A 23843-nucleotide genomic window follows, 5' to 3' on the forward strand; every position below is an offset into this window, starting at 1 on the left:
ATAAATACTACATACCTATGAAATCTGTAAGATGTTTAGCCTTATTTCTGTCTGCTGCGCTGGCAGGTGGAACGCTGTGGGCACAGGAGAAAGTATCCTTTGTCAATCCGATCATCGGAACAAACGGGATGGGGCATACGTTTCCGGGTGCTTGCGTGCCGTTCGGACTGGTGCAGCTAAGTCCGGATACCGACACGATCCCGCATAATGTCGATGGCAAGTATCAACCCCGTTCCTATGAATATTGTGCCGGATACCAGCATAAGGACAGCAGTATCGTCGGTTTCAGTCATACGCATTTCAGCGGAACCGGTCATTCCGACCTGGGGGACATACTGATCATGCCGGCCACCGGCTGCCTGAAACTGAATCCCGGAACAGCGACCGATCCGGACGGCGGTTACCGTTCCCGTTTCTCGCACGACACGGAGATATCCCGTCCCGGCTATTACGAAGTCATGTTGTCCGATTATGGCGTAAAAGCGCAACTGACGACCACCAAACGGGTGGGAGTTCATAAATATACTTTTTCCGGCGATGGCGGAAACCAGCGTATTATTCTTGATATGATTCATGGTATTTACAATTACGACGGGAAAGTCCTGTGGACGAATATCCGCGTAGAGAATGATACGTTGGTTACCGGTTATCGCATAACAAACGGATGGGCACGGACCAATTACACCTATTTTGCGATGTCTTTCTCCAAACCTGTCATTCATTATGGTTGCGAGGAAAAGGCGAAAGTGAATTACCGTGGTGGTTACGGCAAATTCAATATGAAAGAGAATTTCCCGGATATCGGCGGACGGAAGATCGTAGCCTATTTCGATTTCGATCCGGCAACCTCCAAAGAATTGGAAGTCAAGGTAGCCCTTTCCGGTGTGAGTACCGACGGTGCCCTGAAGAATCTTCGTGCGGAAGCATCCGGTTACAGCTTTGACCAATTGGCGGCAAAGGCTTCGGATACCTGGAACAAGGAACTTTCCTGTATAGAGGCAAAAGGTAACAACGACCAACTGTCTATGCTTTATACCTCTTTGTATCATACCATGATTAATCCGTGTGTCTATACCGATGTCGACGGGCAGTACCGTGGTTTGGACGGAAATATTCACAAGGCCGACGATTTTACAAACTATACGGTCTTCTCTGTCTGGGATACTTACCGTGCCTTGCATCCGTTATTCAATATCATTAACCGCCAGGTAAATACCGATATTGCCCGCTCCATGCTGAAACACTGCGAACAAAGCGTACATAAAGCGTTACCGGTATGGAGCCATATGGCAAATGAAAACTGGTGTATGATCGGTTATCATTCCGTATCCGTACTGGCGGATGCCGTGGCAAAAGGATTACCACTGGATAAGGAGGAAGTCCTGCAAGCGATGGTCAGCAGTTCTACCATTCCTTATTATGACGGAACGAAGGAATATATGGAAAAAGGATATGTTGCACTCGATCATAACGGAAGTGCCGGTTCCTTAACGCTGGAATATGCTTACGATGACTGGACGATTTATAATACCGCCCGTCTGGCAGGAAACGACCGGGTGGCAAACCAATATAAAAAACGGGCGGCCAACTATATCAATGTGTTCGACACAAGTATCGGTTACGCCCGTCCCCGTTATTCGGACGGACGCTGGAAAGAAAACTTCAGTCTGTTGAGTACGCATGGTGAAGGGTTTATCGAAGGAAATGCCCTGAACTATTCTTTCTATGTCCCTCAGGACGTAAACAATATGATTCAATTGATGGGAGGCGACAAGTCTTTCGTGTCCAAACTCGACTCGCTGTTCACGATGCATCTGCCGGACGAGTTCTTTGCCGAAACGGAAGATGTTACCAAAGAAGGACTTTTAGGCGGCTATGTGCATGGCAACGAACCGAGCCACCATATCCCGTTCCTGTATGTCTGGACTACCCAACCCTGGAAAACCCAATACTGGCAACGTGAAATCATGAACAAGATGTACCGAAATAATATCGACGGCCTGTGCGGTAACGACGATTGCGGCCAGATGTCGGCCTGGTATATCCTGTCGGCTATGGGATTCTATCCCGTTTGTCCGGGAACCGACCAATATGTGTTGGGTGCTCCCTACCTGCCTTATATGAAGGTATCGCTTGAAAACGGGAAGACTTTTGAAGTCAGGGCGGATAAGGTCAGCGACAAGAACCGCTATGTCAAATCTGTCCGTCTGAACGGCAAACCGTATACAAAAGCCTATATCACGCAACAAGATATTATGAATGGGGGAGAGCTGACTTTTGAAATGACCTCTTCACCGAATAAGAAGCGTGTATTTACCGGGGACGACAAACCCTATTCGTTATCTGCTAACTAATCATTATTCTATATTCCATGAAGAAGTTATTTATTCTGGCTATTGCCTTTTGCAGCAGTCTTTTCACGATGAAGGCTGCGGATAAGACCGAACTGGTGGATTACGTGAATCCCCTGGTCGGCTCCCAGTCGAAAATATCCTTGTCCACAGGAAATACCTATCCGGCGATTGCAATGCCGTGGGGTATGAATTTCTGGATGCCTCAAACCGGAAAGATGGGAGACGGCTGGGCCTATACCTATGATGCCGACAAGATACGGGGTTTCAAGCAGACACACCAGCCCAGTCCCTGGATAAACGATTACGGTCAGTTTGCCATCATGCCGATAACCGGTAAGGTGGTGTTCGATCAGGATAAGCGTGCCAGCTGGTTTTCCCATAAGGCGGAAGTGGCCAAACCGAATTATTACCGTGTTTACCTGGCCGATCATGATGTGGTAACGGAAATCACGCCGACAGAACGTGCCGCCATGTTCCGTTTTACTTTTCCCGAAACGGATAAGTCGTATGTGATTGTCGATGCTTTCGACCGTGGCTCTTATATCAAGATTATTCCCGAAGAAAATAAGATCATCGGTTATACCACCCGTAACAGCGGAGGTGTTCCCGAGAATTTCAAGAACTACTTTGTTGTCGTGTTCGATAAGCCTTTTACTTATAAGGCAACGGTCGGTGACAGCGAAATCCGCAAGGGTGAAACGGAAGCACAGGAAAACCATACCGGTGCCATCATCGGTTTCTCAACTCGTCGCGGGGAAGTTGTGCATGCCCGTGTCGCTTCTTCTTTTATCAGTCCCGAACAGGCTGAGTTGAATCTGAAAGAGTTGGGCGGACGGTCTTTTGATGAAATAGCGGATGCCGGTCGTAAGACGTGGAACGAAGTGTTGGGACGTATCCGGGTGAATGACGATAATGTAGACAAACTGCGTACTTTCTATTCCTGCCTGTATCGTTCCGTCCTTTTCCCGCGTAGCTTCTACGAAGTGGATGCCAATGGGAATATCGTGCACTATAGTCCGTACAACGGGGAAGTATTGCCGGGTTATATGTTTACCGATACCGGTTTCTGGGATACTTTCCGTTGCCTGTTCCCGTTCCTGAACCTGGTGTATCCGTCGATGAATGTGAAGATGCAGGAAGGTTTGGTGAATACGTATAAGGAAAGCGGATTCCTGCCGGAATGGGCGAGCCCCGGCCATCGTGGCTGTATGGTAGGGAATAATTCGGCTTCGGTTGTTGCCGATGCTTATCTGAAAGGTTTGCGCGGTTACGATATAGAAACCCTTTGGGAGGCTGTCGTACACGGAGCGAACAATGTTCATCCGAAGGTGAAATCGACCGGCCGTCTGGGTTACGACTATTATAATAAGTTGGGGTACGTGCCTTATGATCTGAAGATCAACGAAAGTGCCGCCCGTACATTAGAATATGCTTACGATGACTGGGCCATCTATAAACTGGGAAAAGCATTGGGTAAATCGGAATCGGAAATAGCAGTCTTTGCCAAACATGCCATGAATTATAAGAACCTGTTCGATAAGGAAACCAAGCTGATGCGTGGTCGTAATGAAGACGGTACATTCCAGTCTCCGTTCAACCCGCTGAAATGGGGGGATGCCTTTACGGAAGGAAATAGCTGGCATTATACCTGGTCTGTCTTCCATGACCCGCAGGGATTGATCGACCTGATGGGAGGAAAGTCCGGTTTCAACGCAATGATGGATTCCGTATTCAATGTGCCGCCTTTGTTCGATGACAGTTATTATGGTGGTGTCATCCATGAGATACGTGAGATGCAGATCATGAATATGGGTAATTATGCTCACGGTAACCAACCGATTCAGCATATGATCTATCTCTATAACTACTCCGGTGAACCCTGGAAAGCGCAGTATTGGGTACGCGAAGTGATGGACAAGCTGTACTTCGCCACTCCCGACGGCTATTGCGGTGACGAGGATAACGGACAGACTTCTGCCTGGTATGTGTTCTCTGCACTCGGCTTCTATCCGGTCTGCCCGGGAACTGACCAGTATATCCTAGGCTCTCCATTATTCAAAAGCGTGACGCTGAATCTGGAAAACGGCAAGAAGGTAGTGATCAATGCCAATAACAATGATGCAGCGAACCGTTACATCTCGACCATGAAGGTAAACGGCAAGAATTACACCCGCAACTACCTGACACATGAAGACCTGTTGCGTGGCATGACGATCAACTGCACCATGTCCGCCACCCCCAACAAAACCCGTGGCACAGAGGAAAAGGATGCACCTTATTCATTCTCTAAAGAGATAAAAAACTAGAAATATTTGAACTATCCCGTTCCCGTGCTCGACACGGGATCGCAAAAGCACAAACCGTATCCTATATGTATCTTTTGATACTGCCTGTTCTTCTGCGGCCCCGTGTCAAGCACGGGGACAAGATAGCTCATATCTGATAAAATATGAAACTACGAGTTTATACATTATTAGCCATGTCTTGTTTTGCCCTGACAGGCATGGCCCAAAACGAGAAACTGACCGACTACGTCAGACCCCTGGTCGGAACAGACGGATACGGGAATGTCTATCCCGGTGCACAAATCCCGTTCGGTGGTATCCAGATCAGTCCGGATACAGACTCCAAATACTACGATGCGGCAGCCGGTTATAAATACAACCATACTTCCATCCTCGGATTCAGTCTGACGCACCTGAGCGGAACAGGCATCCCCGACCTGGGTGATTTCCTGTTTATCCCCGGTACCGGCGAAATGAAACTCGATCCGGGAACCCGCGAAAATCCCGATGAAGGTTACCGTTCACGCTATACCCATGACCAGGAGTGGACTTCTCCCAATTACTATGCCGTCCTGTTGCAGGATTATGGTGTCAAAGCCGAAATGACGGCCGGACTGCGTAGTGGAATGTTCCGCTTCACCTATCCCAAATCGGATAAGTCTTTCATTATGATCGACCTGAATCATACCTTATGGCAATCCTGTGAATGGTCGAATCTCCGTATGGAGAACGATTCGACCTTGACCGGCTATAAGTTGGTGAAAGGGTGGGGACCGGAACGCCATGTCTATTTCACCACCGTCTTCTCCAAAAAGCTGAAAGATTTCCGCATCATGCAGGATAAGAAGCCGGTCATTTACAACACTTCCCGTTTCAGAAGCACGAACGAAGCCTGGGGAAAGAACCTGATGGCTTGCCTTTTCTTTGCTACGGAAGAGGGGGAAGAAGTGATTGTAAAAACTTCCGTATCGGCAGTCAGTACAGCCGGGGCACAACTGAATATGCAGGAACTGGACGGCATGACCTTCGACGGCCTGAAAGAAAAAGGTATCGACTTATGGGAACAGGAACTGGAAAAGTACCGCGTGACAGCCGACCGGAAGACAAAAGAGACCTTTTATACGTCTGCTTATCATGCCGCTTTGCATCCGTTCATCTTCCAGGATGCCGACGGTCGTTTCAGAGGCTTGGACAAGAATATCGAACAGGCCAAAGGCTTTACGAATTATACTACTTTCTCTTTGTGGGACACCTATCGCGCCCTGCATCCCTGGTTTAACCTGGTGCATCAGGACGTGAACGCCGATATCGCCAATTCCATGCTTGCCCATTACGATAAGAGCACGGAGCGAATGCTTCCGATCTGGTCGTTCTATGGCAACGAAACCTGGTGTATGATCGGTTACCATGCCGTATCCGTCCTGGCCGATATGATCGTTAAAGGTGTCAAAGGATTTGATTACGAACGGGCATACGCAGCCATGAAGACAACCGCAATGAATAAGCATTACGATTGTCTGCCGGATTACGATCGTAACGGTTACGTTCCCTTCGACAAAGAAGCCGAGTCGGTTTCCAAAACTTTGGAGTATGCCTACGACGATTATTGCATTGCCCGTGCTGCCCAGACTTTGGGAAAGACGGACGATTATACCTATTTCCTGAACCGTTCCCTCTCTTACCAGACCTTGATTGATCCGGAAACCAAATACATGCGTGGTCGAGACAGCCAGGGAAACTGGCGCACCCCGTTTGCCCCGATCGCTTACCAGGGACCGGGTTCGGTAAATGGCTGGGGAGATATCACCGAGGGCTTTACGATGCAGTATACCTGGACCGTTCCGCACGACGTACAGGGATATATCAACCTGGCGGGAAAGAAACTGTTCGAGAAACGGCTGGACGAACTCTTTACTGTCGAGTTGCCGGACGATATTCCGGGCGCCCACGATATCCAGGGACGTATCGGGGGGTACTGGCACGGCAACGAGCCTTGCCATCATGTCGCTTATCTGTATAATTACCTGGGCAAGCCGTGGAAATGCCAGAAATGGATACGTGAGATTGTAGATCGTTTTTACGGCAACGAACCCGGTTCGTTGAGTGGTAATGACGACTGCGGACAGATGTCGGCCTGGTACATGTTCAACTGTGCCGGTTTCTATCCTGTCGCTCCTTCCAGTAATATATATAATGTAGGTTCCCCTTGTGTCGAGGCGTTATCTATCACGATGAGCAACGGTAAAGAGATAAAGATGACGACCGAGAACTGGTCGAAGGAGAATGTCTACATTAAAGAAATGTATGTAAACGGCAAGAAATACAACAAATCTTACCTGACATACGATGACGTGAAATCCGGTATATCCCTGCATTTTGTGATGAGTGACAAGCCAGCCTTCAAACGTGCAGTGTCGGCAGATGCCTGTCCGGCTTCCCTGTCATTGCCCGGTAAGACAATGCTTTACCAAAAGCCTGCCGACAACTAAGCAGATGGTTTTTCAATATACACATATTATTTCAATTAACGATGAGAGAGTTTTTTCCCCTTTAGGTGAGGGACTGGGGCGTGTGATATGGGAATACCACACGCCTCTTTATTATGACCTTCCTTCCTATACGGGAAAGAGATGGTAATCAGGCTACTTTTCCTGTAGCCAATTCTCTTTCAAGATACTCATATACATAAGCCGTACTTTGGCTGTAGAGTCCCGTGTTAAGGTTGATAAGCCGTGCGTATGTATCTGAAGTATAGAGTGCGCGGAGTGCCTCATCCATATCCATCTGGTGTTCTTGTATCAGCAGCCAGACGATTTCCTTAGAAATCTCCTCTATCATAAATGTCTCTTTGGTCATAATGTATTTGTTTTTGTCAGATACTTAATAGCTCTCTCCGTGCCGAAGAAATACTGTATGGTCACACCTTTCATATATTTCAGTTCGTCCAGGAATTTATTCATATCTATCAGTCCGGAAGTAAAGCGGCGTATCTGATAACCCACCGCATCATTGGCTATGGGACCGATTACAATATCATAACAGTGCGATGACACACGTGTACGGTTACGGCGGTTCATCAATACAAACTCAGCCCATTCCTTGCTATATTCCTGAAACTCCAGTACTGATAAGCTGGAGTTCTGAAGGCAACTCTCATCAAATCTATATGTATTTAGTGTTGGGGTACCTACTCCTAACTGCTCGGTCTTTCTTTCGGCCAATTCCAGAGCCTGCGCTTTGTCCGCCGAAAGGTAAAAACCGCAACCGAAGTCTTTTCCCACCTTAGATATCCCAAGGTCTATTTCTGTTATATTAATATTAGAACCGTGATATAGTATCATACCAACGCCCCTCCTTTCCTGTGGCAATAGGCCGTAAGGTCTTCTACTACGTCTTCAAACGAAAGCGTATGTTCCACATTGTAGAAACGGTTTACAAAGTCAATGCCTTTAAACCTTTCCAGATAGCGATAAGCCTGCGATGTATTGAGCGAATGGGCTGCGGCAAACTCGCTTATTACGGCGATAATGTATTCTATCTTGTTTTTAAGCTCCGAATCTGTATTTTTCATCTTCCTTGCTGTTTTTAAGTTACATCAAGTACAAAGATATATCTTTTTTTCGGAAGTTTCCCAATGCTCACACGTAGTCTGGATACTCTTATTATTCTTCCTCTTCTTTGGGTGGCAGCGAATAAACCCTGTGCGTCCTGTATCCCATCTTGATCACTATGCCGTCTTTTACAAACAGTTTCATGTCTTCAGTTGCCCGGTAGCGGCTGCAATGGTTTATTCCTGCATAATCCGTCAGATTGATATACGGATTGTTTTGCAGGAATTTAAGCATCTTATTTTTCCTGTCCGTCAGTTCATTAGAGGTGACATTCTCTCTTTTTATTTTCAGTGGGCGGTCCTTGTTGACCAGTTCCCTCAATCGTTTGGCGCAGCGGAAGTTTACTCCGTCCGCCCTGGCAAAGAAGACGGTTTTGCCCTTCTCATCCGTTTTCTGTAACGTCTTGAGGGCAGGGGAGAAGTGCCCTAATCCCTCCAGTTCCACACAATAGCCGTTCGATAAGTTCCGTCCGATATAGGTGGTCAGCGCCTCTATCGCCCCTTTCACATCGGCCGAAGTTAGCGAACACGAATCCGAGAGGTATTCGCAAATATCTTCCATCCGCATCGTGCCTTTGGATATAAGGCGGGCACAAGACTGTTGCTCCTTGCCGCTGGTGTTTGGTGCCTTGTATACTCCGAATTTAATTCTTCCCATGGTAGTTTAATTTTAATACTGGTATAATTATTATTACCTCGGATGTATCTTTGACAAGGTGCGTCCGAATCTTACTTTTCTGCTTATGTAAGTTGTTGTCGACGTTGTCGGCAATATTGTTGACACTGTCGAAAACTTTGCCGACACTGTCATTTATTTTGCCGACTGCGTCGGCAACAACTTACCTGCCTTCCAAAGATAATACATCTCCGAGGTAAAAGCAAGTAATATAAGGGATAAATGAAACTATTCCGGTGATAATTTTATCTTTTGCACGTGAACATTACCGTTTCTTCCTGGAATCATGTACTTTTGTATTCTTGCAAAACGAGCATCATGATAACACTATCGAATTTTGAAAATTATGCGCTTCCTCAGATATGGGAGCGCGGTATATCTTATTATAGGCAGGGAGCAATGAGAAATCTGGAAGAAGATTCTCCCGAGGAATGGGTTGCAACTGTTCTGGGTACTGAGGATTATACAGTGGAAGTAACCCTTGAAGATGATAAGGTCATGGATTATATCTGTGATTGTCCTTATGAAGGAGATATGTGTAAGCATGTGGTTGCCACATTGTTAACGATCAGAGAAAGGAAAAAGACGGAAAAATATTTTATCCAGGCAGAAGAGACGGAGAGTAAGAACAGTGGCTTTTCTTCTGAGACAGTCAAAGCTGAAATCGACGAGATACTTGCTATCGCAGACAAGAAGCAATTAATGTCGTTTTTATCGGAATACGCTGTTCATCATGTTGATTTCAGGAATGCTTTGAAACAACAATTTATTCCTGATCGGAATACAGAGAGCCTTGATACGGATTATTGTCAGGAAGTGGAAAGGTGTTTTCTATCCTCACCGTCCGGCAGTGGATATGGGAGAACCGGAAGATTTGTTGGAGCGTTTTAGTTCACATGTTCAGGTTTATGCCGAAAAGAATACAGACCGATCGCATTATGAATACGTGGCAAAAGCACTGAAAGAAATGCTGAAGCTGAAAGGAGGAGAGCTGGAAGTCCGCCTCCTTGTGGATGTTTTCCGTCAGGCGTATAAACGGAGAACAGCTATGATGGGGATATTGAAAGATTTCTAGGCGGTTTTTCAATAAATCTCAATATCTTTGCATGAGACATTTATCAAGTGGTCTTAAATAGCTAGAGCAGGCAATAATAAGGACTGACTTATATAATCCGACCAATTTATAATTGAAGAAAATAATGAAGAAAATGATTTTGGGAGCACTGGCTTTCCTGTCGATACAAATGACGTCTGCACAGACGTTGGAAAAGATGCAATGGTTCAATGAACCGGCAAAGTGGGAGATAAATGATAAGGCATTATCCATGTTTGTCACTCCGCAAAGCGATTACTGGCGTATCTCCCATTATGGGTTTACGGTCGATGACGCTCCTTTTTATTATGCCACTTATGGCGGCGAGTTTGAAGTAAAAGTGAAGGTGACAGGCGAGTATAAAGCACGTTTCGACCAGGCCGGACTGATGCTCCGTATCGACCATGAGAATTATATCAAGGCGGGTATCGAATTTGTAGACGGTAAATTCAATCTGAGCACTGTCGTTACCCATAAAACGAGCGACTGGAGTGTGATCTCGTTGGATAAGCCTGTCCCGTATATCTGGATCAAAGCAGTCAGACGCCTGGATGCGGTAGAAATATTCTATTCGTTCGACGATAAAACATACACGATGATGCGTAACGCCTGGTTGCAGGATAATATTCCGGTGAAGGTCGGTTTTATGGCTGCCAGCCCCGACGGGAACGGCTTCAATGCGAAGTTTGAACACTTTGAAGTAAAGCACCTGCCCGATATGCGCAGACTCGAGTGGCTGAAGAAAAATGCGGAATAAAGATCTAATCGGTTATTCTTATCTTTCATGATTGGAGAAATATTTCTATATTTGCACCGCTTTAGATAAGAATCAGATAATATCTATATAAATCAGATTAAGAAATGACAAAGAGCGCATTACAAATTGCAAGAGCAGCTTACCAACCTAAGGTACCCGCTGCATTGAAAGGTGCTGTAAAAGCCGTAGATGGTGAATACACAGAATCAGTAGCCGATCAGGAAGACATCAAAAAATTATTCCCTAACACGTACGGAATGCCGATCGTTACTTTTGAAAAGAGCAACGAAAAGAAAGAAATGCCTGCTATCAATGTAGGTGTAATCCTTTCCGGTGGTCAGGCTCCTGGTGGTCATAATGTGATTGCCGGTATCTTTGACGGTGTGAAGGCTACAAACAAGGATTCCCGCCTGTATGGCTTTATCCTGGGTCCCGGTGGTCTGATCGATCACAAATATATGGAACTGACTGCTGATATTATCGACGAATATCGTAATACAGGCGGTTTCGATATGATCGGTTCAGGTCGTACTAAACTGGAAACAAAAGAACAGTTCGACAAGGGTCTGGAAATCCTGAAAGAACTGGACATCAAGGCACTTGTTATTATCGGTGGTGACGACTCTAATACAAATGCTTGCGTACTGGCTGAATATTACAAAGCTATCAACGCTGGTGTACAGGTTATCGGTTGTCCGAAGACTATCGACGGTGACCTGAAGAACGAACAGATTGAAACATCTTTCGGTTTCGATACGGCTTGTAAAGTTTACTCGGAAGTTATCGGTAACATTCAACGTGACTGTAACTCAGCTCAGAAATACTGGCACTTCATCAAACTGATGGGCCGTTCAGCATCTCACATCGCACTGGAATGTGCTTTGCAGACTCAGCCGAACATCGCTATCGTTTCAGAAGAAGTGGAAGCTAAAAATATGTCTTTGGACGATATCGTGACTTATGTTGCTGAAATCGTTGCAAAACGTGCAGAAAACGGTCAAAACTTCGGTACCGTACTGATCCCTGAAGGTCTGATCGAATTCGTTCCGGCTATGAAACGTCTGATCGCCGAACTGAACGACTTCCTGGCTAAACACGATGCTGAATTCAAGATGATCAAGAAGAGCGAACAGCGTGCTTATATCATCAGCAAGCTGACTAAAGAAAACTCTGACCTGTATGCTTCTCTTCCGGAAGGCGTTGCCCGTCAGTTGTCTTTGGACCGCGACCCGCACGGAAACGTTCAGGTTTCTCTGATCGAAACAGAAAAATTGCTGTCTGAAATGGTTGGCAAGAAATTGGACGAATGGAAGAAAGCCGGTAAATACAACGGTAAATTCTCTGCATTGCACCACTTCTTCGGTTATGAAGGACGTTGCGCTGCTCCGTCTAACTACGATGCAGACTATTGCTATTCATTAGGTTACACTGCTTCTTGCCTGATCGCAGCAGGTAAGACCGGTTATATGTCATCTGTACGTAATACGACTGCTCCTGCTGAAAAGTGGATTGCCGGTGGTATTCCTGTAACAATGATGATGAACATGGAAAAACGTCATGGCGAAATGAAGCCGGTTATCCAGAAAGCGTTGGTTAAACTGGATGGTGCTCCTTTCAAGAAATTCGCTGCTAACCGCGACGAATGGGCATTGACTACCAGCTACGTTTATCCGGGTCCGATCCAGTACTTCGGTCCGACAGAAGTTTGCGACGAACCGACTAAGACATTGCAGTTGGAACAGGCAAAATAAGATAGAGAGATCATATCTTTATATAATAGAGGTAAGGCTTAGGCTTTACCTCTATTTTTTTACGGTAGTGTCTTATATGCTGACATCTATTGTATACTTGCTCAGTGGGGCTTCGCCTGCCTGTTTCAGTATCCTGTTTGCTTTCTTGAGGCAGATGTCGTTGAAGTCTTTTTCCATGCAGACGAAATTGTGACGTACATACATAGAGTCTACTTTGATAGTTTTTTGATTGAGAATATCGAAGTTGATAATCTGTTTTTTTAATTCCTTTTTATTGATATTTCCGGATACATATTTCAGAAATGCAGACAAAGCAATTTCTAAACTCAGGATTACTTCATGGGGCAATTTGCGATAATAAAACAAAAACTGGTAAAACGCTATAACCATGGAGCGCGTATTCTCGTCGTAGTTTGCCAGTAAAGACTGATATTCCTGATAATCGTCAAGCAATTCGTCGGCCAGCTGGTTTTTATCGTGCAGAAATTTTTCAGGAGCAATATCTATACCTGTTATTTCTCCGAACCGGTCAGAGATGAACTCTGCGTCTTTATACGTGATGTTGCATTTCGTATAATTCTTTTTAGTCTGGATAGAGTCGAAAAGCGAGTACCCGGTCAGTAGCGTATATATTAATATTGCTCTGCGGCATATCGAATGGTCCATCATTGATTGAGAAAGCCGATCTATCGGATCTTGTGTAGTTTTCATATATAATTGTTTTTATTAATATTAATACAGTGGCAATATACAAAATATTGGGTTGACTTATGATAGGATCGTTATCAACTTATTCATATTATATCGCTTGGTCGCCCCGGTGATCAGGAACCAATCGACAATATACCATATCCCGAGGCCGCCGCCGGTCAGAAGTTTGCCAAAGCCTTTGCCTATGTTCCCGATCAGGAAACGGTCCAAACCGGTCACACCGAGGAAAATGGAGAGAAGTAGTATTTTTCCCGGACTTCTGAAATGGGTGTCTTCTAAAAGAGTCTCTTTCTCCGGGGGGAGATTGAGCAGCTTATGGATGGGAATTTCGTAATCCGGAAATTTACTCTCATTAGCCAGAAGGAATTTATCGACTTTATCAGCTTCCATATTTTTAGTCAGTAGATTTATAATGTGTAAATATAAGTATTTTCTGGTTCTTTTACAATCTTTTGTGGGTATTCCATATCCAGTTCAGTATTGTTAATAGAATAATGAATGCAAGAATATACTTATTTGCCAGCTTGCGCTCCGCTTTTTTCAGCCAATCCCGGAACGTATGCCTTTTTTGTACGAAGTCAAAAACGATACCTGTAATAAAGAAGACAGCCAGCAAAACAAAGAGTAACCCATAAGGATTGATGAGGATTGAATCGCCTATATCTCCGTTCAGTAGGGCATGAATTGCACGACGCATTCCGCAGGCCGGACACGGATATCCTGTCATTGTGTGGAAAATGCAAGGAAATGATAATAATGCATATCCCGCTATAATGGCTACAGCAAGATATGCATATTTATTTCTCTTTCCCACAAGTAGCAGGGATTAGAACATTAAAATATTCTGCAACTGTTCCAGGTTCTTCTTTTTCGTCGCATCCATGATCAGAAACCAGTCGATAATCATCCAGATCCCGCAACCGCCTAAAGTGACCAGCTTGCCGACACCCAAGGCTACATCGCCGATCAGAAAACGGTCGATACCCAATGAGCCGAGGAAAACGGAAATAATAAGTATGATAGTCGGGTCTTTGAAATCGCAGGTTTGTAAATAAATCAGCTTGGATTCGTCCATCTCCAACAGACGATCCCTGATGATAGGTATATGACTGGCAGGTAGTTTGCTACTGTTTGTCATGAGGAACATATCCACTTTTTGTGCGTCCATAATTTTTATAGATTAAGTTACTAACGACAAATATAGTGTTTTTTCGTATCTTTGAACCTGATAATATTAATTTAAACAACACAATACTATGTTCTCAGGAATTGTAGAAGAAGCTGCTCAGGTAGTTGCGTTGAATGCAGATCAGGGAAACCTGCATATCACGATGAAGTGTTCATTTGTAAATGAGCTGAAAATCGATCAGAGTGTGGCACATAACGGCGTTTGTCTGACAGTGGTGAACCTGACCGACGAAACTTATACGGTGACGGCTATCCAGGAAACACTGGACCGTTCCAATCTGGGACTGCTGAAAGTCGGTGATCTGGTAAATCTTGAACGAAGCATGATGATGAACGGTCGTCTGGACGGACATATCGTTCAGGGACATGTGGATCAGACGGCTGTTTGTACGAATGTACGTGAAGCGGACGGAAGCTGGTATTATACATTTGAATATACTTTCGACAAGGCGATGGCGCAACAGGGATATATGACCGTGGAAAAGGGATCTGTTTGTGTAAATGGCGTCAGCCTGACTGTCTGCAACTCGCAGCAGAATAGTTTCGAGGTGGCTATCATCCCTTACACACACGATAATACAAACTTCTGCCGGATCGAAAAAGGAACTGTAGTAAATCTGGAGTTTGATATCGTCGGTAAATACATCAGTAAAATGATGCAGTTCAAATGAAAGATTCCTCTTTTAGTAAAGAAATAACGGCAGAGCGACCGGGTGTTTATCCCGAAGCGTTCTGCCGTTTATTTTACAACGCATCTTTTCTTCCAGATATCTGTCTTATAATATATGTACGTAATAACCAATCCTATGCCGATACTGATCCCGATAGCCCACCATATTCCCTGACGGCCGTACCAGGCACTTAGCTGGTAAGCCAGCGGAATGCGGATCAGCCACAGGCAAAGCAGGCTGGTCACCATTGTGAAAATCGTATCTCCGGCTCCCCGAAGTGCACCATTATAGATATTCAAAGCTCCGTGCACAATAAAGAATCCTCCGATGATCAGTAAATATTCTTTTCCGATCGCAATTACTGCCTGGTCGTTGGTGAAGGCGCGCATCATTTCTTCCCCGAAGAAGTAAATAGCTGTGAAGGTGACCACGCTGAATATGACATTGACCAGCATGGTGAACCGTAGTCCTTTGCGTACGCGGTCGAAGCGGCCGGCTCCGATGTTTTGTCCGCAGAATGCAGCCAGTGCGCCGGATAGTGTCAGGACAGCTTGTGTAATGATCGTGTCAATTTTCCCGGCGGCACCGTAAGCGGTCAGGGTATCGGTGCCGAAGCCGTTCACTATTCCGAGAAGAGCAATCAGTCCCAAAGCGATCGCGCACTGTTGTACGCTGGTGGGGAGTCCTATTTTCAATCCTTCTTTGAATAGCTTCATGTCGAACAGTAAATCTTGTTTTTTGATGGATAGGAGCGGGTGGGTGTTATTGACATAACCTAAAGCCACACACATTCCGATTCCCTGTGCTATGACGGTTGCGCGTGCCGCTCCTTCGATTCCCCAGCCGAAGCCAACGATAAATAGTAAATCGAGGACGATATTCAATACGGTGGTGATGAAAATAAAGATCATAGGTCGTACGGATTCCCCCACGCCTCTTAATATGGAAATAATACTATTGAATGTGACGAACAGGAATGTTCCTCCTATATAAATCCTGAAATAAGCGACGGCATCGGGTATGACTTCCTCCGGCGTGTTGGTCAGGCGGAAGATAGGTTCGGCGAATATGATCCCGGCAATTGAAAGAGCAATGCCTGCTACCAGCATAAAAATGAAAAAGGAGGAGAAAGCACGTTGCACTTTGTCATATTGTTTGGCTCCGAAGAATTGCGAAACGACTACGGAGGTTCCGCTTCCGACACCGATAACGAGTGATATAATAAAGTAATATATAAAGAATGAGGCGGAAACGGCAGCTAATGCTTCTTTCCCTAAAAATTGTCCGACGATAATACTGTCGGTAATATTATAGAGTTGCTGCAATAAGTTTCCGATAAGTAATGGTAAAGCAAAGCGTACGATCACTTTCCAAACCGGGCCGTGCGTCAGGTCTGAGGTGTTCATAAATCTTTGAGTAAGATATTATCGTTTGCTTTAATCATATCTTCCCGGGTTTTCAGCAAGGCATGCCATTCTTTGGTAAAAAGTTTGGAAGTGTCTATCTTGAAATTTTCAGAACCATATTCATCCATCTTGGCAAACAGATAGCCTACCGTTATTTGGTTTATGTCGATGGCCGGCTGATAATAGGCGACACGTTCATCATCTCCATAATTTACCTCTATAATGATTCCCAGCTCGGTAAGCAGATAAAGTATGTCTGTCGTGAGGCGGATGGGGATACGGTAGGCATCCGACAGTTCGTCTGCCGTATAGGGTTTCTCTCCTTTGACAAACCTTTTTATGATAAGGGAAGATATAAGCAGCGTAAGAAAATCCTTGTATCTGCGGCTGATGTTCTTGCTGTCACGTTCAAAACTGAACTTTTTTACGTTTTGTGAAGCATAAGATAATTCAGCCCCGAAAAGGCAGATCAGCCAGGATAATTGTAACCATAGTAATAATAAAGGTAAGGCGGCAAAACTACCATAGATAGCATTGTATTTACTAACCCAGATCTGTCCGCTGATATAAATAAATTGGAAGAACTGAAAGGCGCAACCGGCAATTATACCTGCCATCAGGCCGTTGATGAACCTGACTTTTGTGTTAGGTAATGATACATAAAGACCTGTAAAAGCCATTATGGTAATAATATAAGGTACGACATTCAGGGCAAGTTCGACCAGTGGCGTGAAAAAAAGGTAATTGCTCAGAAATGAATTTTGCAGGGTGGAGGCAAAGATAGAAAGCCCGCTGGAGGCAGTCATCAGTATCGGCAATATGAGGAACAGCGCCAGATAGTCTGATATTTTCCTGTACCATGGACGTGACTTTTTTATTTGCCATATATCGTTGAAGGTATCTTCGATGGAAGAGATCAGGTTGATGACCGTATAGAACAGCAGAACAAGACCGATCCCGATGATAACACCGCCTTGTGCCTGTGCCAGATAATTCTCTACGTACTGGAATGCTTTATTCAGTTCGTTCTCATGTCCGGGGAAATAATAGAGCAGTTCTTTCCGGACAGTAGCCTGAAAGCCGAAACCTTTGGCGATGCCGACCAATACTGCCAATAAAGGAACAATAGCCAGAAAGGTGCTGTAAGTAAGAGCGGATGCCTTTGTTTGCAGATTCTCGCTGTTGAAACCGCGTACGGCAAGTATGACTGTTTTGATCGTGTTGATATAAAGTTCTTTCAGGCCGCTTACTTCATTTTCTGTAATTCTCCAGATGTCGTAAGTTACAAAACGAATGGTTCTTGTCAGCAAGGCGTTGATCCGTTCTATCAGAGGCTTTTTATCAGCAGTCTTTTTATCCGTCTTCTTCTTCATGCTGTGATTTGTAGGGGCAAAAGGTGTTTGCCGGATGAATAAAAAAATGCAGCCTGCCTGTAAGCCGGGTCCTGTGCTTCAACCGAAGTTGGAGTGTCTGCCATTTATCTTGTCTTACCGTCACCGGCAAGCTTTAGCGGTCTACCCCCCGGCATCGGACGAGCAATCCTACATACGCCGGTATACATGACCTTACAACCCATAAGGCGTACGGCATCCCGTATTACTACGGGACCCGGTGAGCTCTTACCTCACCTTTTCACCCTTACCGGACGAGTCCGGCGGTTATTTTCTGTTACACTACTTTGCCCTTGCGGACAACTTCCCGTTAAGAAGTATGGTGCTCTGTGTTGCCCGGACTTTCCTCACATCCGAAGATGAGCGACAGACCGGCAGGCTGCAATGCGACAAAGATAACTATTTTAGTTGACAGTTAGCGGTTGACAGTTGACAATTTTGAGGAAAGACAGGAACGGGCTGTCTTTCGGGTTGCTTTTGAGTTACTTACTAAGTAGACGTTGGCTTACTTAGTAAGTAGCAGGGTAGGCTACTTATCGAGTAAGCGAAGAGTTACTTAATAAGTAGGTTTAGAACTACTTAATAAGCAAAGGATGTCCCTTTTTTACCTGCCAATTGTCACCTGTCATCTGTCAACAGGTATGAACATTCTGCCGTTTCTGCTGTTATATTACTGAAAGCATGACCATTTGACAGGCGGATGATTGTTAAAAAGGTACTTTGCAATACACAGTACTGTTAAGTGCCGTTAACCCCGTATAATTCGTCGTTAAAAGTGATAAAAAATCATAGGTAAATGGAATAATCGCACGTTTTTTGAACTTTCTTTGTCGAAAGAAAAGTGTTAAATTTAAATGTTTGATAAAATAGAAAAAGTATGAAAACAATGTGGAAAAATGTGCTGGGAGTTGTTCTTGTTGCTGCGATCAGTACGGGGGCAGCCGTTGGAACAAGTGCTTATTTAATGAATAAGAATCAACCGGTTTATGTCACCGATTTTACGAACACATTCAATCAGCCTGTTCGATATGCCGGATTGAATGCAGTGGCAGCGGAAAATACCGATTTTACCCAGGCGGCAGAAAGCACCGTGCATGGGGTTGTGCACATCAAAGCTACAACCAATGCCAAGCAGTATGCCGATGATGGCAGAGGACAGCAATATGTCGATCCTTTTGAGTACTTCTTCGGATTTGGAGGAAGAGGCGGAGGAGGTTTTCAGCGTCCGCAACCGCAGCCTCGTGTCGGATCTGGTTCAGGTGTTATTATTTCCACAGATGGATATATTATCACAAATAACCATGTGATTGACGGGGCGGATGAATTGGAAGTGACATTGAATGATAACCGTAAGTTTTCGGCTAAACTGATTGGAACGGATCCTACGACAGATATTGCATTGATAAAAGTAGATGCAAAAGATCTTCCGACTATTCCGTTCGGTGATTCTGAAAAATTGAAGGTAGGAGAGTGGGTGCTGGCTGTTGGTAACCCGTTCAACCTGACATCGACAGTTACTGCCGGTATTGTTAGTGCCAAAGGCCGTGGAATCTCTATGGGAGGTGACAGAAGTAAAATCGAATCATTTATCCAGACGGATGCTGCCGTAAACCCAGGTAATAGTGGGGGTGCTTTGGTGAATACAAAAGGTGAACTGATTGGTATCAACACGGCTATTTATTCTGAAACAGGAAACTTTGCCGGATATTCATTTGCTGTTCCTATCAGCATTGCCGGTAAGGTGGCAAGCGACTTGAAACAGTATGGTACTGTACAGCGTGCAATCCTTGGTGTTTTGATGATGAGTGTAGGTGATATTGCTGATCAGTTGAGTTATCCGAACCTGGATAGTAAGTTGAAAGAAGAGTTGACTGAACTGAAGTCGAAGATAAAAGTCTCTGAAGGTGCTTGCGTGTCGGATTTCGCAGAAAGAAGTTCAGCTAAAGAAGCCGGTATCGAAAAAGGTGATGTGATTATTGCTGTAAATGGTGCGAAAGTAAAGAATGCTAATGCTTTGCAGGAACAAATCAGCAAATATCGTCCCGGAGATAAAGTGGAAATTACTGTAGATCGTAATGGAAGCAATAAGAAATTTACTGTGGAACTTCGTAATGCACAAGGAAGCACATCTGTTGTGAAGAGCGCAGGTGACAGCAGTGCAGATGTTCTTGGAGCCGCTTTTAAAGCGTTGACGGATAAACAAAAACGTGAACTTGGTGTAAGCTATGGTATTGAAGTAACAGGATTGTTGAAAGGTAAGTTAAGAGATGCCGGAATCCAGAAAGGCTTCGTTATCATGATTGTCAATGACCAGAAGATCTCTACACCCGAACAACTCGAAAAGTTGGTAGACAAGGTCTTGAAAGGAAATGCAGACGATCGTTACATCGTTGTAAAAGGTTTTTATCCGAACGGACGTACAAAAGTATATGCTATTGATCTAGCCGAATAATAAAATAAAGTTATATTCGTCTTATTTGGCGGGAAGATTGTTAAAGGTTTATAATTGGTCGGGTGTAGGGTGCACTCGACCAATTTTGTCAATAAAAATAATATTATCTTTGCACCCTGATATTTCTCAATTAAAAACATTGGATGAGACAGTTAAAGATCACAAAGTCCATTACCAATCGCGAAAGTGCTTCGCTTGATAAGTATCTTCAGGAAATAGGCCGTGAAGATCTTATTACAGTGGAAGAGGAAGTAGAATTGGCACAGGCAATTAAAAGAGGCGACCGGAGAGCATTGGAGAAATTAACCAGAGCTAACCTGCGTTTCGTCGTTTCTGTAGCTAAGCAATATCAAAACCAGGGATTAAGTTTACCTGACCTTATTAACGAAGGTAACCTGGGATTGATTAAAGCGGCTGAGAAATTTGATGAAACCAGAGGGTTTAAGTTCATTTCTTATGCTGTATGGTGGATTCGTCAGTCTATTTTGCAGGCTTTGGCAGAGCAGTCTAGAATTGTTCGTCTTCCGTTGAATCAGGTTGGTTCGCTGAACAAGATCAGCAAAGCCTTCTCTAAATTCGAACAGGAAAATGAACGTAGACCTTCTCCCGAAGAACTGGCAGATGAACTGGATATTCCTGTAGATAAGATTTCAGATACTCTAAAGGTGTCCGGAAGACATATCTCTGTGGATGCACCGTTCGTGGAAGGCGAAGATAACAGTCTTTTGGATGTGCTTGTGAACGACGACGCTCCTATCGCTGACCGATCGTTGATGAACGAGTCATTGGCAAAAGAAATTGATCGAGCACTTGCTACACTAACCGAAAGAGAATGTGAGATAATCAAAATGTTTTTCGGTATAGGCTGTCAGGAAATGACATTGGAAGAGATTGGCGACAAATTTGGCCTCACTAGAGAGCGCGTCCGCCAGATCAAGGAAAAAGCAATCAGAAGATTAAGACAAGGAACACGTAGCAAGCTCCTCAAATCGTATTTAGGTTGACCTCGGGTAAAACCAAAGAGGTAAACAAAGCTCCATATCCAGAAGGATACGGGGCTTTTGTCTTTTTTATACCGACCTGGCTGTTAGGAATTGTATTTTTCGCGTACATTATATAAGTAATAATAATAGCTGCGAAACCGTGACGAGGATTGTTGTAATTTTTTTTTCTTTTGTAATTGTCAGTCGTTCAGAATTATAGTCTGTCAGTAACGATTTAGTTGAAAAAATAATCTCATAAAAGTTTGGAGCGTATGTTGTAAAGCACTACTTTTGCATCCGCATTCGAGAGAGAACGGCACTGCAAAACATGATGAAAAAAACTTTTAGAAAAAACTTCCTAAAACATTTGGAAGTATGAAATAAAAGTTCTTATCTTTGCATCCACGTTCGCTAAAATAAAGCGAGTGTAACAACAAGAGTTCTTTGAAAGATTTACATATCAACAAGTAGTACAAGTATTAGAAATTAATACCGTCAAAAACTTGAAAATAAATACGAATTCTGAGCATAGAGATAAAAAACAATTTAAACAACGAAGAGTTTGATCCTGGCTCAGGATGAACGCTAGCGACAGGCTTAACACATGCAAGTCGAGGGGCAGCACGATGTAGCAATACATTGGTGGCGACCGGCGCACGGGTGAGTAACGCGTATGCAACCTACCTATCAGAGGGGAATAACCCGGCGAAAGTCGGACTAATACCGCATAAAACAGGGGTTCCACATGGAAATATTTGTTAAAGAATTATCGCTGATAGATGGGCATGCGTTCCATTAGATAGTTGGTGAGGTAACGGCTCACCAAGTCCACGATGGATAGGGGTTCTGAGAGGAAGGTCCCCCACACTGGTACTGAGACACGGACCAGACTCCTACGGGAGGCAGCAGTGAGGAATATTGGTCAATGGGCGAGAGCCTGAACCAGCCAAGTCGCGTGAAGGATGAAGGATCTATGGTTTGTAAACTTCTTTTATATGGGAATAAAGTGAGGAACGTGTTCCTTTTTGTATGTACCATATGAATAAGCATCGGCTAACTCCGTGCCAGCAGCCGCGGTAATACGGAGGATGCGAGCGTTATCCGGATTTATTGGGTTTAAAGGGTGCGTAGGTGGTTAATTAAGTCAGCGGTGAAAGTTTGTGGCTCAACCATAAAATTGCCGTTGAAACTGGTTGACTTGAGTATATTTGAGGTAGGCGGAATGCGTGGTGTAGCGGTGAAATGCATAGATATCACGCAGAACTCCGATTGCGAAGGCAGCTTACTAAACTATAACTGACACTGAAGCACGAAAGCGTGGGGATCAAACAGGATTAGATACCCTGGTAGTCCACGCAGTAAACGATGATTACTAGCTGTTTGCGATACACAGTAAGCGGCACAGCGAAAGCGTTAAGTAATCCACCTGGGGAGTACGCCGGCAACGGTGAAACTCAAAGGAATTGACGGGGCCCGCACAAGCGGAGGAACATGTGGTTTAATTCGATGATACGCGAGGAACCTTACCCGGGTTTGAACGCATATTGACAGCTCTGGAAACAGAGTCTCTAGTAATAGCAATTTGCGAGGTGCTGCATGGTTGTCGTCAGCTCGTGCCGTGAGGTGTCGGCTTAAGTGCCATAACGAGCGCAACCCTTATCACTAGTTACTAACAGGTCATGCTGAGGACTCTAGTGAGACTGCCAGCGTAAGCTGTGAGGAAGGTGGGGATGACGTCAAATCAGCACGGCCCTTACATCCGGGCGACACACGTGTTACAATGGTGGGGACAAAGGGCAGCTACCGTGTGAGCGGATGCTAATCTCCAAACCCCATCTCAGTTCGGATCGAAGTCTGCAACCCGACTTCGTGAAGCTGGATTCGCTAGTAATCGCGCATCAGCCATGGCGCGGTGAATACGTTCCCGGGCCTTGTACACACCGCCCGTCAAGCCATGGGAGTTGGGGGTACCTAAAGTCCGTAACCGCAAGGATCGGCCTAGGGTAAAACCGATGACTGGGGCTAAGTCGTAACAAGGTAGCCGTACCGGAAGGTGCGGCTGGAACACCTCCTTTCTGGAGCGCAGAGTTCGTTATCAAGTTGACTCAGAGGTATTAGTTAACTTGTACTACGGTTGAATATGTATAAAATATAGATCTACCGGCAATAAAGTGTCGGCAAGAGAGAAAAATGATGCTGAGGGAAACCAAGGCAAAGTTGACAGTCCTATAGCTCAGTTGGTTAGAGCGCTACACTGATAATGTAGAGGTCGGCAGTTCAACTCTGCCTGGGACTACAGAATCTCTGAGAGAGAATTTTGGGGGATTAGCTCAGCTGGCTAGAGCATCTGCCTTGCACGCAGAGGGTCAACGGTTCGAATCCGTTATTCTCCACAAAAAGTTACCGAGACATCAGAAACGTAAAGTAACGACAAGATCTTTGACATGATGGACAACGTAAAATAAAGTAACAAGAGCAAGCTGAAGATATATCAATCCGATTTACCCCTGTGGTA

General features: G+C 44.8%; 20 protein-coding genes, 2 tRNA genes, 1 rRNA gene and 1 other RNA gene. 13 read left to right on the forward strand and 11 right to left on the reverse strand.

From position 1 onward, the window contains the following. Positions 1-17 precede the first annotated feature (17 nt). From C825_RS11305 to C825_RS11315, 3 genes are all read left to right on the forward strand, one after another. Entirely contained in the window at positions 18-2354 is a 2337-nt protein-coding gene (locus C825_RS11305) for a GH92 family glycosyl hydrolase (protein ID WP_010802537.1), read from the forward strand. A gap of 17 nt (positions 2355-2371) precedes the next feature. Continuing rightward, positions 2372-4660, forward strand: a complete 2289-nt coding sequence (locus C825_RS11310) for a GH92 family glycosyl hydrolase (protein ID WP_010802538.1) — start codon at positions 2372-2374, stop codon at positions 4658-4660. Between the two features lie 143 nt (positions 4661-4803). Then, positions 4804-7128 (forward strand): GH92 family glycosyl hydrolase, encoded by a 2325-nt coding sequence (locus C825_RS11315; RefSeq protein ID WP_010802539.1) that lies wholly within the window; start codon positions 4804-4806, stop codon positions 7126-7128. 148 nt (positions 7129-7276) lie between these two features. Here C825_RS11315 and C825_RS11320 read toward each other — a convergent pair whose 3' ends face one another. The 4 genes from C825_RS11320 to C825_RS11335 all read right to left on the reverse strand — a co-directional run bounded on the left by C825_RS11320 (position 7277) and on the right by C825_RS11335 (position 8907). Then, positions 7277-7495, reverse strand: a complete 219-nt coding sequence (locus C825_RS11320) for a hypothetical protein (protein WP_007658669.1) — start codon at positions 7493-7495, stop codon at positions 7277-7279. Beyond that, entirely contained in the window at positions 7492-7980 is a 489-nt protein-coding gene (locus C825_RS11325; RefSeq protein WP_007658667.1) for a DUF3990 domain-containing protein, read from the reverse strand. The genes C825_RS11320 and C825_RS11325 overlap by 4 nt, the downstream gene beginning before the upstream one ends. Then, positions 7977-8210: a DUF3791 domain-containing protein gene (locus C825_RS11330; RefSeq protein ID WP_007658665.1), complete on the reverse strand. Its 234-nt coding sequence runs from the start codon at positions 8208-8210 to the stop codon at positions 7977-7979. Before C825_RS11330 ends, C825_RS11325 begins: the two co-directional genes overlap by 4 nt. A 91-nt stretch (positions 8211-8301) precedes the next feature. Then, the gene (locus C825_RS11335; RefSeq protein ID WP_010802540.1) at positions 8302-8907 is read right to left on the reverse strand and encodes an HU family DNA-binding protein; all 606 of its coding nucleotides are present in this window, start codon (positions 8905-8907) and stop codon (positions 8302-8304) included. Between the two features lie 336 nt (positions 8908-9243). On the opposite strand from C825_RS11335, the gene C825_RS11340 reads away from it, so the two are divergent. The 4 genes from C825_RS11340 to C825_RS11355 all read left to right on the forward strand — a co-directional run bounded on the left by C825_RS11340 (position 9244) and on the right by C825_RS11355 (position 12526). Continuing rightward, on the forward strand, positions 9244-9816 hold the full coding sequence (locus C825_RS11340; protein WP_044214745.1) for an SWIM zinc finger family protein: 573 nt from the start codon (positions 9244-9246) through the stop codon (positions 9814-9816). Continuing rightward, positions 9782-10000, forward strand: a complete 219-nt coding sequence (locus C825_RS11345) for a hypothetical protein (RefSeq protein ID WP_010802542.1) — start codon at positions 9782-9784, stop codon at positions 9998-10000. Before C825_RS11340 ends, C825_RS11345 begins: the two co-directional genes overlap by 35 nt. Before the next feature lie 124 nt (positions 10001-10124). Continuing rightward, positions 10125-10775 carry a DUF1349 domain-containing protein gene (locus C825_RS11350; protein ID WP_010802543.1) on the forward strand — a complete coding sequence of 217 codons (651 nt, stop codon included), beginning with the start codon at positions 10125-10127 and terminating at the stop codon, positions 10773-10775. A 104-nt stretch (positions 10776-10879) separates the two neighbouring features. Then, positions 10880-12526 carry a diphosphate--fructose-6-phosphate 1-phosphotransferase gene (locus C825_RS11355; protein ID WP_007658653.1) on the forward strand — a complete coding sequence of 549 codons (1647 nt, stop codon included), beginning with the start codon at positions 10880-10882 and terminating at the stop codon, positions 12524-12526. A gap of 72 nt (positions 12527-12598) precedes the next feature. Here the strand turns inward: C825_RS11355 and C825_RS11360 are convergent, their stop codons facing one another. The 4 genes from C825_RS11360 to C825_RS11375 are packed head-to-tail and all read right to left on the reverse strand — an operon-like array spanning position 12599 to position 14405. Next, positions 12599-13237: a hypothetical protein gene (locus C825_RS11360; protein WP_007658652.1), complete on the reverse strand. Its 639-nt coding sequence runs from the start codon at positions 13235-13237 to the stop codon at positions 12599-12601. Between the two features lie 57 nt (positions 13238-13294). Continuing rightward, complete coding sequence (locus tag C825_RS11365; RefSeq protein ID WP_010802544.1) at positions 13295-13627, reverse strand: NINE protein; 333 nt, start codon at positions 13625-13627, stop codon at positions 13295-13297. Positions 13628-13679: 52 nt separating this feature from the next. Then, positions 13680-14051 carry a DUF2752 domain-containing protein gene (locus C825_RS11370; RefSeq protein WP_010802545.1) on the reverse strand — a complete coding sequence of 124 codons (372 nt, stop codon included), beginning with the start codon at positions 14049-14051 and terminating at the stop codon, positions 13680-13682. 12 nt (positions 14052-14063) lie between these two features. Beyond that, entirely contained in the window at positions 14064-14405 is a 342-nt protein-coding gene (locus tag C825_RS11375; protein ID WP_007658649.1) for a TM2 domain-containing protein, read from the reverse strand. Positions 14406-14493: 88 nt separating this feature from the next. Between C825_RS11375 and C825_RS11380 the strand changes: the two genes are divergently transcribed. Further along, positions 14494-15096, forward strand: a complete 603-nt coding sequence (locus C825_RS11380; protein WP_007658648.1) for a riboflavin synthase — start codon at positions 14494-14496, stop codon at positions 15094-15096. Positions 15097-15164: 68 nt separating this feature from the next. On the opposite strand, the gene C825_RS11385 is transcribed toward C825_RS11380, so the two are convergent. The 3 genes from C825_RS11385 to rnpB all read right to left on the reverse strand — a co-directional run bounded on the left by C825_RS11385 (position 15165) and on the right by rnpB (position 18276). Further along, entirely contained in the window at positions 15165-16502 is a 1338-nt protein-coding gene (locus C825_RS11385) for an MATE family efflux transporter (RefSeq protein ID WP_010802546.1), read from the reverse strand. Further along, positions 16499-17875, reverse strand: a complete 1377-nt coding sequence (locus tag C825_RS11390; RefSeq protein ID WP_007658646.1) for a YihY/virulence factor BrkB family protein — start codon at positions 17873-17875, stop codon at positions 16499-16501. The genes C825_RS11385 and C825_RS11390 overlap by 4 nt, the downstream gene beginning before the upstream one ends. Positions 17876-17919: 44 nt before the next feature. Continuing rightward, an RNA gene (gene rnpB, locus C825_RS11395) (RNase P RNA component class A) lies at positions 17920-18276 on the reverse strand. Between the two features lie 494 nt (positions 18277-18770). Here rnpB and C825_RS11400 point away from each other — a divergent pair. The 5 genes from C825_RS11400 (at position 18771) to C825_RS11420 (ending at position 23721) form a co-directional block, all read left to right on the forward strand. Then, a complete protein-coding gene (locus C825_RS11400) occupies positions 18771-20345 on the forward strand; it encodes a Do family serine endopeptidase (protein WP_007658645.1) in 1575 nt (524 codons plus the stop codon). 143 nt (positions 20346-20488) lie between these two features. Continuing rightward, positions 20489-21349 carry a sigma-70 family RNA polymerase sigma factor gene (locus C825_RS11405; protein WP_005641668.1) on the forward strand — a complete coding sequence of 287 codons (861 nt, stop codon included), beginning with the start codon at positions 20489-20491 and terminating at the stop codon, positions 21347-21349. 529 nt (positions 21350-21878) lie between these two features. Beyond that, positions 21879-23403: ribosomal RNA gene (locus C825_RS11410) — 16S ribosomal RNA — on the forward strand. A gap of 147 nt (positions 23404-23550) precedes the next feature. Next, positions 23551-23624, forward strand: a tRNA-Ile gene (locus C825_RS11415). Positions 23625-23647: 23 nt separating this feature from the next. Further along, positions 23648-23721 (forward strand) — tRNA-Ala (locus C825_RS11420). The last annotated feature ends 122 nt before the right edge of the window (positions 23722-23843 follow it).

Source organism: Parabacteroides sp. ASF519 (assembly GCF_000364265.2).
Lineage (GTDB): Bacteria > Bacteroidota > Bacteroidia > Bacteroidales > Tannerellaceae > Parabacteroides > Parabacteroides goldsteinii.

Excerpts from the sequence above, each read along its gene's own strand:
- C825_RS11305 (WP_010802537.1), top strand. The coding sequence starts at position 18 with ATGAAATCTGTAAGATGTTTAGCCTTATTTCTGTCTGCTGCGCTGGCA.
- C825_RS11310 (WP_010802538.1), top strand. The coding sequence starts at position 2,372 with ATGAAGAAGTTATTTATTCTGGCTATTGCCTTTTGCAGCAGTCTTTTC.
- C825_RS11315 (WP_010802539.1), top strand. The coding sequence starts at position 4,804 with ATGAAACTACGAGTTTATACATTATTAGCCATGTCTTGTTTTGCCCTG.
- C825_RS11320 (WP_007658669.1), bottom strand. The coding sequence starts at position 7,495 with ATGACCAAAGAGACATTTATGATAGAGGAGATTTCTAAGGAAATCGTC.
- C825_RS11325 (WP_007658667.1), bottom strand. The coding sequence starts at position 7,980 with ATGATACTATATCACGGTTCTAATATTAATATAACAGAAATAGACCTT.
- C825_RS11330 (WP_007658665.1), bottom strand. The coding sequence starts at position 8,210 with ATGAAAAATACAGATTCGGAGCTTAAAAACAAGATAGAATACATTATC.
- C825_RS11335 (WP_010802540.1), bottom strand. The coding sequence starts at position 8,907 with ATGGGAAGAATTAAATTCGGAGTATACAAGGCACCAAACACCAGCGGC.
- C825_RS11340 (WP_044214745.1), top strand. The coding sequence starts at position 9,244 with ATGATAACACTATCGAATTTTGAAAATTATGCGCTTCCTCAGATATGG.
- C825_RS11345 (WP_010802542.1), top strand. The coding sequence starts at position 9,782 with ATGGGAGAACCGGAAGATTTGTTGGAGCGTTTTAGTTCACATGTTCAG.
- C825_RS11350 (WP_010802543.1), top strand. The coding sequence starts at position 10,125 with ATGAAGAAAATGATTTTGGGAGCACTGGCTTTCCTGTCGATACAAATG.
- C825_RS11355 (WP_007658653.1), top strand. The coding sequence starts at position 10,880 with ATGACAAAGAGCGCATTACAAATTGCAAGAGCAGCTTACCAACCTAAG.
- C825_RS11360 (WP_007658652.1), bottom strand. The coding sequence starts at position 13,237 with ATGAAAACTACACAAGATCCGATAGATCGGCTTTCTCAATCAATGATG.
- C825_RS11365 (WP_010802544.1), bottom strand. The coding sequence starts at position 13,627 with ATGGAAGCTGATAAAGTCGATAAATTCCTTCTGGCTAATGAGAGTAAA.
- C825_RS11375 (WP_007658649.1), bottom strand. The coding sequence starts at position 14,405 with ATGGACGCACAAAAAGTGGATATGTTCCTCATGACAAACAGTAGCAAA.
- C825_RS11380 (WP_007658648.1), top strand. The coding sequence starts at position 14,494 with ATGTTCTCAGGAATTGTAGAAGAAGCTGCTCAGGTAGTTGCGTTGAAT.
- C825_RS11385 (WP_010802546.1), bottom strand. The coding sequence starts at position 16,502 with ATGAACACCTCAGACCTGACGCACGGCCCGGTTTGGAAAGTGATCGTA.
- C825_RS11390 (WP_007658646.1), bottom strand. The coding sequence starts at position 17,875 with ATGAAGAAGAAGACGGATAAAAAGACTGCTGATAAAAAGCCTCTGATA.
- C825_RS11400 (WP_007658645.1), top strand. The coding sequence starts at position 18,771 with ATGAAAACAATGTGGAAAAATGTGCTGGGAGTTGTTCTTGTTGCTGCG.
- C825_RS11405 (WP_005641668.1), top strand. The coding sequence starts at position 20,489 with ATGAGACAGTTAAAGATCACAAAGTCCATTACCAATCGCGAAAGTGCT.